Origin of the sequence: Bradyrhizobium sp. WYCCWR 13022, from assembly GCF_030435535.1 — a bacterium.
GTDB lineage: Bacteria > Pseudomonadota > Alphaproteobacteria > Rhizobiales > Xanthobacteraceae > Bradyrhizobium.
On record NZ_JAUIZJ010000048.1, the window covers coordinates 1 to 12,599 of the forward strand.

Consider the following 12,599-nt stretch of genomic DNA (forward strand, 5'->3'; position numbering starts at 1 on the left):
GCAAAACTCTATGGCTACTGGATCACGGTGAACTACCGCGAAGCCTATGGCATGTTTGCCAGCAACGGCATCCTGTTCAACCACGAGAGCCCGATCCGCGGCGAGACCTTCGTCACGCGCAAGATCACGCGCGGTGTGGCGCGGATCGAGGTCGGGCTGGAGCAGACGCTCTATCTCGGCAATCTCGAGGCCAAGCGCGACTGGGGCCATGCCAAGGATTACGTCGAGGGCATGCACATGATCCTGCAAGCCGACAAGCCCGACGATTTCGTGCTCGCCACCGGCGAGACGCGCTCAGTGCGTGAATTGGTCGAGCTGTCGTTTGCCCATGTCGGCCGTCGCATCGAATGGCGCGGTGCCGGCGTCGATGAAACCGGAATTGATGCCGTCAGCGGCAAGGCAGTGGTGAAGATCGACCCGACCTATTTCCGCCCGACCGAGGTCGATCTGCTCGTCGGCGATGCAAGCAAGGCGCGGCAGGTGCTCGGCTGGAAGCCGAAGCGGAGCTTTGCGCAACTCGTCGAGGAGATGATGACGAGCGATCTGGCCGATGCCAAACGGGATGTCGTCAATGGCAAGCGTACCGTTTGAGCTGAAAGGCAAGAGCGTCTACGTCGCCGGCCATCGCGGCATGGTCGGCAGCGCCATCGTGCGCCGGCTGGCGCGGGAGAATGTGAATCTCGTCACCGTCGACCGGCGCGAGGTCGATCTCTGCAACCAGGCTGCCGTGTTCGATTGGTTCGCGCGTCTGCGGCCGCAGGTCATCTTCCTCGCCGCGGCCAAGGTCGGCGGCATCGTCGCCAACAACACGCTGCGCGCCGAGTTCATCTACGACAACATCGCGATCGCCGCGAACGTGATCCAGGCCGCGCATCAAAACGGGGCCGAGAAGCTGATGTTCCTCGGCTCCTCCTGCATCTATCCGAAACTGGCGCCGCAGCCGCTGCGCGAGGACAGTGTGCTATCGGGCCCGCTGGAGCCGACCAACGAGCCCTACGCGATTGCCAAGATCGCGGGCATCAAGATGGCGGAGGCCTATCGCAGCCAGTATGGCAGCGACTTCATCAGCGTGATGCCGACCAATCTCTACGGCCCCGGCGACAATTATCACCCCGAGCTGAGCCACGTCGTTGCCGCGCTGATCCGTCGCTTTCACGAGGCGAAAGTGTCGGACGCGAAGTCCGTCGCGGTCTGGGGTACCGGCACGCCGCGTCGCGAGTTCCTCTATGTCGACGACATGGCGGATGCCTGCGTGCATCTGATGAAGATCCATTCCGGCGCGGAGCTGGTCAACATCGGCACCGGCGAGGACATCGCCATCGCCGAGTTCGCGCGCGTCGTCGCCGAGATCGTCGGCTATCGCGGCGAGATTGTCTTCGACACCTCGCGTCCCGACGGCACGCCGCGCAAGCTGCTCGATGTCAACAGGCTGACCAGGCTCGGCTGGCGCGCGACGACGTCGCTTCAGGATGGCTTGAAGCAGGCTTACGAGGCGTATCAGGCGACCCTGCTGGTTCCGGCACAGCCGTAGGAACCATCACCGTAAGCACGAGTTGGCCGCACGGGCAGGGCGACATGCGAGACCTACCGTGCAAGACATCGTGCGTGTGCGCTCGACAGCGCAAATCGCCGGCCATCCTGTTCACCCAATGCTGGTGCCGATCCCGATCGCGTGCTTCATCGGCGCGCTGCTGACCGACATCACCTATCTCGTCTCCGCCGAGATCATGTGGGCGAATTTTTCCGCCTGGCTACTCGTCGTCGGCGTCATCTTTGGCGTGCTGGCGGCGATCGCCGGCCTGACCGATTTCCTCGGCAACCGGCTGGTGCGCGCGCAGACGCCGGCCTGGCCGCATCTGATTGGCAACGCTATTGCGCTGATCCTCGCGATCGTCAATGCGCTCGTTCACACGCGTGATGCCTGGACGTCGGTGTGGCCGTGGGGGCTGGTTCTTTCGGTGCTCACCGTTCTGATCCTGCCTGTCACCGGCTGGCTCGGCTGGGCCATGGTGTACCGCCACGGCGTAGGAGTTGCGCGATGAAATCTGTCCTTACGCGCGCCCTGTTGTGCGCTTCGCTCCTCGGTCTTCTCGCCGGTTGTAACGACGGCAGCGGCGATCCCAAGGCTCAGATTGGTGCCAACCCCGCACTCCCCGACATCCAGCAATATCTGCTGCCGCCGATGCACATCGCCCGCATCATCGGCTGGAAGAAGGACGAGACGCCTGATGTCGCGCAAGGCCTGCAAGCCAAGGTGTTCGCCACGGGCCTGCAGCATCCGCGCTCGCTCTACGTTCTCCCCAACGGCGACGTGCTGGTGGTGGAATCCAAGGCGCCGAAGGCCGCCGCGATCAGGCGGCCCAAGGAGATCGTGATGGGCTACATCGAGTCCTGGGCGACCTCCGGCGGCGACACCGGCGAGAGCAACCGCATCACGCTGCTCCGCGACACCAACGGCGACGGTGTGCCCGATACGCAAAGCGTCTTCCTCGACCATCTCAACTCCCCGTTCGGCGTTGCCCTCGTCGGCAACGATCTCTATGTCGCCAATACCGACGCGATCGTGAAATATCCCTACACGGAAGGCGACACCAGGATCACCGCGCCGGGTAAGGTGCTGACGCCGCTGCCGGGAGGGCCGATCGACCATCACTGGACCAAGAGCCTGGTCGCAAGTCCAGACGGTTCGAAGCTCTATGTCGGCGTCGGCTCCAACAGCAACATCACCGAGAACGGCATGGAGGCCGAGCACAATCGCGCCGACATTCTCGAGGTCGATCGCGCCAGCGGCCGCTGGCGGATTTTTGCCAGTGGCCTGCGCAATCCGAACGGTCTCAGTTTCGAGCCGCAGACCGGCGCGCTGTGGACCGTGGTGAACGAGCGCGACGAACTCGGCCCCGATCTCGTTCCTGACTACATGACCTCGGTGAAGGAAGGTGCCTTCTACGGCTGGCCGTACAGCTATTACGGCCAGCACGTCGATCCTCGCGTCAAGCCGCAGCGGCCGGACCTCGTGGAAAAGGCGATCGTGCCCGATTATGCGCTGAGCTCGCATGTTGCGCCGCTCGGCCTCGCTTTCTCCATCGGCAGCAGCCTGCCGGGCGCCTATCGCGGCGGCGCCTTCGTCGGCGAGCACGGCAGTTGGAACCGGCAGGTGTTGAACGGCTACAAGGTCGTGTACGTGCCGTTCACGGACGGCAAGCCGAGCGGACCGGCGCAGGATGTCGTCACCGGATTTCTCACCAGCGACAACCAGGCGCGCGGCCGTCCCGTCGGTGTCGCCCTCGACAAATCAGGCGCGCTGTTGATTGCCGACGACAGCGGCAACACGGTGTGGCGCGTGACTGCCGCGCATCCACAGGTTACCCAGCGATAGGAGAGGGATGATGGGCCTTGCCCAATACGCGATCGTACCGGTCCAGGACGAGTGGGGCGTGCTGCACGACGGCAGCGTCAACGGCAAATATGCCACCAAGGAATCGGCATTTGAATCGGCGGTCGCCGCCGCCTCGCTGGCGCTTCGCCAGGGACACGAGGTGCATGTCAGCGTGCCCGGCCGCGAAGCGGGTGAGAACGCGCTCGGAAGCTAGCCGCCTCACACGATCAGACGGCCGCGCCGCCCGGCAATGCCGATCGCGACCTCGGCGCCTGCGTTGAAATCGAGGCGGTCGGCTTCGACGCCGTCGCTGAAGATGACGCCGTTCTCCGCCATCAGCGAGCGGATGCGCAATTGCTCCTCGGACGCGAGGCGCCCGCAGACCAGATTGGTCTGCGAGTAGCGGCTCGGGAAGGGCTCGCGCACGGCAAAGCGCAGCTCCGCGGCGTCCCAGGGCAGGGCCTCGTAGCCCGTCAGAGCGGGCGGCAGGCCAAAGCTGCCGGCGATGGCCAGCGAGCCGGTGACGATGCTCTTGAACCAGGCGGTCGATCCGAGACCGGTCGAGACGATCAGTCCGCTCGAGGATTGCCGTTCCGTCGTTCCTCCCGCTGCGATCTCGTAGATCGCGGAAGTATGGGTGCGCGCGCCGATGAAGAGGTCGTTTACGGCATGGAGCACCTGGCCGTCGCTGAGTCGCGCCTCGGCCATCGTCACGGCCTGGCTGTTGCGCTTGTCGGCTGCGACCTCCGGCAGCAGCTTTGCGAGGTCGTGCGGTTCGAAGGGAAGCAGGATGCCGTCGTAGCGCGCAGGATCCGGGTTGAGCCCGATCAGAGGATGGTCGTCGAGATATTTCATGGTGTTGGCGACGACGCCGTCCTGGCCCAGCGCGACCACGATGTCATCGGGCGCGAAGATGAAATTGGGCAGGAAGCCGCGCTCGATGACCTGGTAACGCCCCCATTGCTCCAGCACCTGAAGCGTCGCGTGTCGTTGCCCATGATAGATCTCGTGCTCGTGTTCATAGTCCGAGAAGTCGGCGCCGAGGTGCTCGACATAGAAGCGCGCCTGCGCCGCCGTCAGGTAACGCGCGACCAGGTCCTCCAGCCTGGTCTTGCGCGTCACCAGCACGATCTTGCGGTCATTGGCGGCGGGCATTGATGGCCTCCGGCTTCGGCTTCTCGATCAGCTGGCTGAGCAGGTCGGGCGAGACGTTGAGCTGGCCGATCCTCTCGGCCTTCTCGGCGATGCCGGAGAAGGCCTGCGCGATCAGCTGGCCCGGCTGCATGCCGGCCGCGGCGAGCGCCTGGATGACGCGGATGTCGACGCCCTCGAAAATCTTCATCAGCGCGCCGACGCGATAGGCTTCGGCATCGGCCAGCGTACGAGTGTTCCCGGCGTTGAGGCCGACGAAATCCTTGCGCTTGCCTTCCAGCACGATGTCCGCGGCCATGCCGGCCTGGCGCAACTCGTTGCGCTTGGCGGCGACGCTCGCCTCGGCGTCCATCTGGGTCTCGCGGATCGAGCGCTTCTTCTGCTCGACCGCGATCTCGGTGTCGAGCTCGCTCTCGCGAATGGCGCGCTCCTGCTCGACCGCGAAATTGCGCCGCGCGAAGATCGCCTCGTCCGCGATCTTCAGGATCGCTTCGCGGGCCTGCGCCTCCAGCGCCTTGGCGGTGTCAGGCGTCGGCTTGATGCCGCGGATCGACACGCCCAGGATTTCGAGACCGAGGGCCTCGATGTCGGCGCGTCCCCGCAAGCCGCCTGCAATGATGTCGGCGATGCGATCGGAAGCCTGCAACGCGTCCTTCAGCGCCAGCTCCTTGATCGCCTGCTGCGCGAGCACCTCGACCGTGCCGAGAATACGCTCGGGCAGCTTCTCCGGATCGTCGCTCTCATAGGTCTTGCCGTCGGGCTTCAGGGTGAAGTTCAGCATCGAGGCCGCCTTCTTCGGCTCGCTGACGCGATAGGTGACGAGGCCCTGCACGGTCAGCGTTTGAAAGTCGCGCGCGATCAATGGGAAGATGAAGGAGGCGTCGCGGCTGCCGACGGGCACGGCGACGAGCGTGGTCACCGGCGCGTAGTACAGGGCGGAAAGGCCGGTGCCCTCGGCGACGACCGCACCGGCGCGGTACTTCATCAGATAGGTGGTGGGCTGGGCCTTGATGAATCGGATGCCGAACATGGCTTGCCTCCTATGGCAGTAAGTTGGTCTAAGCAACTAAGCAAGTTGGACTGTACAACTAACTGTGCTAGTGTCAAGGTCGAACGGGGGAGGCTGCCAATGGCGGGCGAGGATCGGGTCCAAGGGGCTGGACAATCAGGGCAATTGGATTTCGCGCGGCCGCTGACCACGGTCGACGTCGTGATCTTTGCGATTCTCGACGACAGGCTTCAGGTGCTGCTGGTGCAGCGTCCGGCCGGCGAGGGCGAGCCGTTTCCACTCAGCCTGGCGCTGCCGGGCGGCTTCGTCGACGTCGCCAAGGACCGTGACCTCGCCGCCTGTGCGGCACGCAAGCTGAAGGACAAGACCGGCGTCACCAGTCCTTATCTCGAGCAGCTCGGAAGCTGGGGAAGTGCGACGCGCGACCCGCGCGGCTGGTCGGCAACCCACGCCTATTTCGCGCTGATCCCGGCCGATGCAAGGGAGATTGCCAGCGATGCGCGCTGGTGTCCGATCAGCGGCGGCAAGGTCAGGGAGAAGCTCGCCTTCGACCACGGCGATATCCTGACAAGCGCAATCCAGCGCCTGCGCAACAAGGTGGAGTATACCTCGCTGCCCGCTTATTTGATGCCTGCGGAATTCACGCTGCCCGATCTGCAACGCGTCTACGAGGTCGTGCTCGATCGTCCGCTGGAGAAGAGCGCCTTCCGCACAAGGATCCTGTCGGCCGACGTCATCGAGCCGGTCGCAAAGATGCGGCGCGGCCCGAACCGTCCGGCGCAGCTCTATCGCCTCAGGAAGGGCAGGGAGCCCGTCTATTTCGTGCGGACATTCAATCCGCCGGAATGACGTCGCGTCGGGAGCTCCGGACGCAGATAACATCATGTTAGGTTTATCGCATAACTGGGTAATTGTGTTAGTCCGGCGAAAGCCTATTGTCGCGCCAATCAAACACCCATCGGCAGTGACGAACGCTTGCGGAGACCCCGCACGGCGCGCGGACAGTGCTGCCCAGTTTCTTCCAAGAAGCCCGACCACGGGACGCCAGCAAACCAGTTTGGAGGACTCCCAGGATGACCGGAATCCATCAGGTGAGCCAGTCGAGGAAAGCCGCTGCGAGCGGCTGGATCGGGTCGGCGCTCGAATATTATGACTTCTTCATCTACGCGACCGCCGCGTCGCTGATCTTCCCGCAAATCTTCTTCCCGTCGGACAATCCCACGGTCGCGATCGTCGCGTCGCTGGCGACCTATGGCGTTGGCTATGTGGCCCGGCCGATCGGCGCCTTCGTGCTCGGACATTGGGGCGACACCCACGGCCGCAAGACCGTTCTCATCGTCTGCATGTTCCTGATGGGCATCTCGACCATGGCGGTGGGCATCCTGCCGACCTATCAACAGGTCGGCATCCTCGCGCCGATCCTGCTGGTCATCCTTCGCCTGGTGCAGGGCTTTGCCGTTGCCGGCGAAATCTCCGGCGCAAGCTCGATGATTCTGGAGCATGCGCCGTTCGGCCGGCGCGGCTTCTATGCGAGTTTTGCGCTCCAGGGCGTGCAGGCCGGACAAATTCTCGCGGCCGCCGTCTTCCTGCCGCTGGCGGCTTACATGCCGACTGATGCCTTCAACAGTTGGGGCTGGCGGATTCCGTTCCTGCTCAGCTTCTTCGTCATCGTCGCAGGCTACATCATTCGTCGCGAAGTCGACGAAACCCCCGCCTTCGCGCGAGAAGGCGAAAGGGGAGAAACGCCGCGGGCGCCCGTCGTTCAGGCCATCAAGCTGAACTGGCCCGACATGCTCAGGGTCATCTGCATGGCGCTGATGAACGTCATCCCGGTCGTTGCGACCATCTTCGGCGCGGCCTATGCGGTGCAGCCCGCCTACGGCATCGGCTTTGCCAAGGACGTCTATCTGTGGATCCCGGTGCTCGGAAACATGGTGGCCGTTTTCGTCATTCCCTTCGTCGGCAATCTCTCCGACAGGATCGGCCGCAAGCCTCCGATCATCGTGGGTGCGCTGCTCTCCGGCCTGCTCGCCTTCCTCTATCTCTACGCCATCAGCATCCGGAACGTGCCGCTCGCGATCCTGGTCTCGCTCTTGATGTGGGGCGTCGTCTATCAGGGCTACAACGCGATCTTCCCGAGCTTCTATCCGGAGCTGTTTCCGACGCGCACCCGCGTCTCGGCGATGGCGATCTCGCAGAACATCGGGACGACCATCACGGCGTTGCTTCCGGCCCTGTTTGCGACGGTGGCGCCTCCCGGCTCGGCCAACATTCCGACAACGGTGGGCGCGATCGCCTTCGGCATCACTGTCATCGCGGCGCTGGCGGCTGTCACGGCGAGGGAAACCTACCGGATCAGCATCGACGATCTCGGCAATCCCACGGCCGTTCCGATGGCGCGCTCCGACTACGAGCGGCAGCGGGCGGGCGCCGCGAGCGGTGCTGTCGCAGTTCGGATCTGAAGGGGCAACGCCGCTGCGATGACGTTCGCAGCGGCGAGACTTCACTGTATAAGCTGACCGTCGATTGAAGTTTGAAGCGCGCGAGCGCGATCATGATGAGGTTTGCAGATGAATCCCGTTGTTGTTGCCGTCGCAATCACCGGCTCCGTTCCGCGCAAGAAGGACAATCCGGCGGTGCCGATCTTGCCGGCCGAGCAGGTCGAATCGACACACCAGGCCTTCGAGGCCGGCGCCACGCTTGCGCATATCCATGTTCGCAACGACGACGAGACACCGTCCTCCGACCCGGAGCGTTTTGCTTTGGTGCAGCAGGGGATCAAGAAGCATTGTCCCGGGATGATCGTGCAGTTCTCGACCGGCGGGCGCGGCCGCGATCCCTCGGCGCGAGGATCGTCGCTCTACCTGAAGCCGGACATGGCCTCGCTGTCGACGGGGTCGGTGAACTTTCCAACCATTGTCTACGAAAACAGCGCCGCCTTGGTCGAGACTCTTGCCACCGGCATGAAGGCAAATGGTATTCGCCCTGAGATCGAGATCTTCGATCTATCGCATCTGCACGGCGCGCGACGCCTGATCGAGGCGGGGCTGATGGACGCGCGTCCGCACGTGCAGTTCGTCATGGGCGTCAAGAACGCGATGCCGGCCGACGAGCATGTGCTCGACATCCTGCTGGCTGAACTGCGTCGCCTGATCCCGAAAGCGACCTGGACCGCGGCCGGGATCGGACGCCATCAGGCCGAGGTGATGGGCTGGGCCTTGGCGCGCGGCGCCGATGCGGTTCGCACCGGGCTCGAGGACAATATCAGGGTCGACAAGACGCGCCTCGCCGCCAGCAATGCGGAGCTCGTGAGCATCGCTTGTGAAGCCGTCACGCACCACGGCCGGCGCGTGGCGACTGCGGCCGAGGCGCGATCCTTGCTCGGGATCGCGGGGTAGGGACGCCCGTCCCACACCTGACATCTGCCTGACATGCTCCTGGCTGCCTTCTGCCATTCGGCGCTCGGCGTTCCCGTGCGCTGAGTCTCCGGGTAAGACAGGGCTCACAGGCGTGATCGGCGCCTGCCGGGCTGGCGACGACTGGAATGCGGTTCTTGAAATCTGACAGCGGGCTCCTCGGGGTCTTGCTGGTGCTTGCAATCACCCAACTCATCGGATGGGGTACGATCGGCCTTCCGGCCGTGGTCGGCCGCGACCTCGGAGCTGATCTCGGCATGAGCCTGCCGGCGGTTTTCGCGGGCAGCTCGGTTCTCTATGTCACCATGGGTCTGTGTGCGCCGTGGCTGGCCAAGGCCTTTGCGCGGCACGGCGCGCGCAAGGTGATGATGGTCGGCACTGTTGTTTCCGCGCCGGGCTTTGTCGCTCAGTTTTTCGCGCGCGAACCGTTGCTCTATTTCGCCGGCTGGGTGATTCTCGGCATGGGCGGCAGCGCCACGCTGTCGACCGGCGCCTATATCATGCTCAACGAGGTGGCCGGACGAGGCGCCAAGAATGCGATCGGCGGGCTGATGCTGGTGACGGGTCTCTCCAGCAGCATCTTCTGGCCGACCACGTCGTTCCTGAGCGGTTGGCTCGGCTGGCGCGGCACGTGCCTGGTCTATGCGGCGATGATGCTCGCCATCAACCTTCCGCTCTACGCGTTCGTCGCGCCGCGCCGGAAAATTACGACGGAGGATCGCGGCGAGGCCGTCAAGCGTGCGCCACCGTCGGCGATCCCAAGAAGCACCTTCGGTCTCGTCGTCTGCGTGATCACGATGAACGCCTTCGTCAATTTCGGCATCAGCGCGATCCTGATCGAACTGTTGCGGGCGGAGGGCCTCGCGCCCGCGCAGGCGCTTGCCTTCGGTTCGATGCTGGGCGTGATCCAGGTCAGCGCGCGCGGCCTCGACTTCCTCGGCGGCGGCCGATGGGACGGCATCACCACCGGGCTCGTCGCGGGCACGGCACTCCCCGTCGCCATGGTGCTGCTGATGCTGAGCGAGGGCGCGACCTGGGCGGTCGCGACCTTCATCCTGCTCTATGGTGCCGGCAGCGGCGCGATGGCGGTGGCGCGGGCGACGATCCCGCTGGTCTTCTACGACCAGGCGGAATTCGCCAAGGCGATGTCGATGATCGCGTTGCCGCTGAATCTGGCCTCCGCGATCTCGCCACCGCTGCTGGCCGGCCTGCTCACCCAATTCGGCAGCCGCGGCGCGCTTGGCCTCACGCTGGTGTTTTCCTGCGCGACGGTGCTGATCCTGGTTTGGCTGGGCCGGAGGCGTCCGCAATTGGCTGCGGCAACAGCGACCTGAGGTCATCAGGGTAATATTCGCGGCGCGGAATGGCGCATCGCGGGCCGCCTCCGCTGCGGGGCCGGGGATGGCCGTATGCCCATAGCGCAGTGCTCGGGCCGCCAAAATGGTGTATCCGCAGGGAGCGCGGCCCGCGATCTCGCCGCCGCGCCAAGATCAGCTTCAAGATTCAGTTCCCGGAGGAAATCGACATGTCGGCCCTGCCGCTCTCAGGCATCAAGATCCTTGACCTCACGCGCGTGCTCGCAGGGCCCTTGTCGGCCCAGATGCTGGGCGATCTCGGCGCCGAGGTGATCAAGATCGAGCGGCCCGGCACCGGCGACGACGCGCGTGCCTTCGGCCCGCCTTATCTAACGGACCCCGAGGGCAAGGCGAACAACAACAATTCGTTCTTTCTGTGCGCCAACCGCAACAAGAAGTCTGTCACGGTCAACATCGCAAAGCCCGAGGGGCAGGCGATCATCCGCGAACTCGCGAAAGACGTCGACGTCTTCATGGAGAACTACAAGGTCGGCGATCTCAAGCGCTACGGCCTCGACTACGAGACGATCAAGGCGATCAATCCAAAAATCATCTATTGCTCGGTGACCGGCTTCGGCCAGACCGGGCCTTACGCGCTGCGTGCCGGCTATGACGCGATTCTCCAGGCGATGGGCGGCCTGATGAGCGTCACCGGCCATATCGACGGCGAGCCCGGCGAGGGCCCGATGAAGGTCGGCCCGTCGATCGTCGACTACATGACCGGCATGAACACCTCGATCGGGCTGCTCTCTGCGCTATACCACCGCGACGTCAATGGCGGGCAGGGACAGCACATCGATGTCTGCCTGTTCGACACCGTCATCGCCTCGCTGTCGCATTGGCTCCAGATCTATCTGGTCAACGGCAAGACGCCGCCGCGCCGCGGCACCTGGGGCAATGGCGGCATGCCGGCCGGCGTGTTCCGCTGTACCGACGGCGAATTGATGCTGGTAGTCGGCAATGACGGCCAGTTCCGGAAGACCTGCGCCGTGCTCGGCGAGCCGGAGCTTGCGAGCGATCCGCGCTTCATCAAGAACAACGACCGCGTCGTGCACGGCAAGGAGATCATGGCGATCTTCGCCGGCCTGTTCCTGAAGCAGCCGGTGGCCTATTGGCTGGAGAAGCTGGAGGAGGCCGGCGTGCCGTCGGGCCCGATCAACAATTTCGAGCAGGTGTTTTCGGATCCGCATGTGCAGTCGCGCGGCATGCGGGTGAAGGTCGACCATCCTTTCGAGCCCAATCTGTCGCTGATCCGCAACGCGCTGACCTTCTCGGAGACCCCCGTGAAGACCTATCGCGCCCCGCCGCTGCTCGGCGAGCACACCCAGGAGATTCTCGGCGGCAAGCTCGGCTATGATGCCGGCAGGATCGACGAGTTGAAGAAGCAGGGGATCATCTAGCGCTTTTCCTTCGCGCCCGCGGGGGCCGGCCACGATAAAATCGTGACTGAAGGATGACGATCGCGCGGCCTTGCGTAGGGCTTGCGCGCAATCCCCAGACAAACACGGTCCGTAGTAGAACCGGCTTCCGCTTCGGCCTCGACTCAGATTCGATCAGTCTCACTGAGTTCGGGGAGACAAGTGCATGTCCTACACGATCGGGTTCCAGGCGAAGAACCAGAAGTCCATTCTGGCGACTGAGGCGGCGACGGCCAACCAGGCCGTCGCGATCATTGCCGCGCTGCGGCAAAGTGCCGAGGAGATCAAGTTCATCCGCTCGCCGCAGGAAGGCGACATGGGCATCGAGATGCTGCTGCTGCTCGCCAAGGAAGAGGCCGAGGAGATGCCGCAGCGGGCCTAGCCCCGCGCATAGCAGCCACACTTCGAGCTTTGGCGAAGCATGCCGGCTACGGAACAATGTAGTCAGGCCTCAGTCTCGCTTGAACCGAAGGTGGCTTATGAAACGCGAAGCGCTCCGCGTCGAACCGATCTCGTCCTTTCTCGACCGCGTGAAGGCGCCGACCTCGCCGGTGACGCGCGCCGGTAACATGATATTTGTCGCCGGCCTGCCGCCGTTCCATCCCGAGACAGGCGAGATCGGAGGCATGCCGATCGAGCGGCAGAGCGAGATCGTCATGGAGCAGATGAAGTTGTGCCTGGAGGCGGCCGGCGCTTCGCTCGACAATGTCATGAAGTGCAACGTCTATTGCACCTCCACACAACACTTCGCCGCCTTCAACGCGGTCTATGCCCGCTACTTCCCGGTCGATCCGCCGGCGCGGATCTTCGTCGTGACGCCGGAATGGTTCGGCCCGTTCGACGTCGAGATCGACTGCATCGCGATGATGTGAG

14 protein-coding genes are annotated in these 12,599 nt (G+C 64.3%); 12 read left to right on the top strand and 2 right to left on the bottom strand.

The features are described 5' to 3' along the window. The 5 genes from QY049_RS36840 to QY049_RS36860 all read left to right on the top strand — a co-directional run. Positions 1–591, top strand: a 591-nt coding sequence (locus tag QY049_RS36840; protein WP_301270524.1) for a GDP-mannose 4,6-dehydratase, incomplete at its 5' end; no start/stop codon positions are given. Beyond that, positions 572–1,531, top strand: coding sequence for a GDP-L-fucose synthase (locus QY049_RS36845; RefSeq protein WP_301270525.1), 960 nt, complete (start codon positions 572–574; stop codon positions 1,529–1,531). The genes QY049_RS36840 and QY049_RS36845, both read left to right, overlap by 20 nt. Before the next feature lie 58 nt (positions 1,532–1,589). After that, positions 1,590–2,042: a DUF2231 domain-containing protein gene (locus tag QY049_RS36850; RefSeq protein ID WP_258766495.1), complete on the top strand. Its 453-nt coding sequence runs from the start codon at positions 1,590–1,592 to the stop codon at positions 2,040–2,042. Next, on the top strand, positions 2,039–3,376 hold the full coding sequence (locus tag QY049_RS36855; protein WP_301270526.1) for a sorbosone dehydrogenase family protein: 1,338 nt from the start codon (positions 2,039–2,041) through the stop codon (positions 3,374–3,376). Before QY049_RS36850 ends, QY049_RS36855 begins: the two co-directional genes overlap by 4 nt. 10 nt (positions 3,377–3,386) lie before the next feature. After that, positions 3,387–3,590, top strand: a complete 204-nt coding sequence (locus tag QY049_RS36860; protein WP_258766944.1) for a hypothetical protein — start codon at positions 3,387–3,389, stop codon at positions 3,588–3,590. Positions 3,591–3,595: 5 nt separating this feature from the next. Here QY049_RS36860 and QY049_RS36865 read toward each other — a convergent pair whose 3' ends face one another. Next, positions 3,596–4,531, bottom strand: coding sequence for a sugar kinase (locus tag QY049_RS36865; RefSeq protein ID WP_301270527.1), 936 nt, complete (start codon positions 4,529–4,531; stop codon positions 3,596–3,598). Then, positions 4,515–5,558, bottom strand: a complete 1,044-nt coding sequence (locus QY049_RS36870; RefSeq protein ID WP_301270528.1) for an SPFH domain-containing protein — start codon at positions 5,556–5,558, stop codon at positions 4,515–4,517. Before QY049_RS36870 ends, QY049_RS36865 begins: the two co-directional genes overlap by 17 nt. A gap of 99 nt (positions 5,559–5,657) precedes the next feature. Here QY049_RS36870 and QY049_RS36875 point away from each other — a divergent pair, with 99 nt between their 5' ends. The 7 genes from QY049_RS36875 to QY049_RS36905 all read left to right on the top strand — a co-directional run bounded on the left by QY049_RS36875 (position 5,658) and on the right by QY049_RS36905 (position 12,598). Next, positions 5,658–6,386, top strand: a complete 729-nt coding sequence (locus QY049_RS36875; protein WP_301270529.1) for an NUDIX domain-containing protein — start codon at positions 5,658–5,660, stop codon at positions 6,384–6,386. Between the two features lie 224 nt (positions 6,387–6,610). After that, the gene (locus QY049_RS36880) at positions 6,611–7,999 is read left to right on the top strand and encodes an MFS transporter (RefSeq protein ID WP_301270530.1); all 1,389 of its coding nucleotides are present in this window, start codon (positions 6,611–6,613) and stop codon (positions 7,997–7,999) included. A gap of 108 nt (positions 8,000–8,107) precedes the next feature. Next, on the top strand, positions 8,108–8,935 hold the full coding sequence (locus tag QY049_RS36885) for a 3-keto-5-aminohexanoate cleavage protein (RefSeq protein WP_301270531.1): 828 nt from the start codon (positions 8,108–8,110) through the stop codon (positions 8,933–8,935). 146 nt (positions 8,936–9,081) lie between these two features. Beyond that, entirely contained in the window at positions 9,082–10,287 is a 1,206-nt protein-coding gene (locus QY049_RS36890; protein ID WP_301270532.1) for an MFS transporter, read from the top strand. A gap of 191 nt (positions 10,288–10,478) precedes the next feature. Further along, on the top strand, positions 10,479–11,708 hold the full coding sequence (locus QY049_RS36895) for a CaiB/BaiF CoA-transferase family protein (protein ID WP_301270533.1): 1,230 nt from the start codon (positions 10,479–10,481) through the stop codon (positions 11,706–11,708). A gap of 184 nt (positions 11,709–11,892) precedes the next feature. Next, positions 11,893–12,108 carry a hypothetical protein gene (locus tag QY049_RS36900; protein ID WP_092228482.1) on the top strand — a complete coding sequence of 72 codons (216 nt, stop codon included), beginning with the start codon at positions 11,893–11,895 and terminating at the stop codon, positions 12,106–12,108. Positions 12,109–12,205: 97 nt separating this feature from the next. Continuing rightward, entirely contained in the window at positions 12,206–12,598 is a 393-nt protein-coding gene (locus QY049_RS36905; RefSeq protein WP_194482244.1) for a RidA family protein, read from the top strand. Position 12,599: the final 1 nt, after the last annotated feature.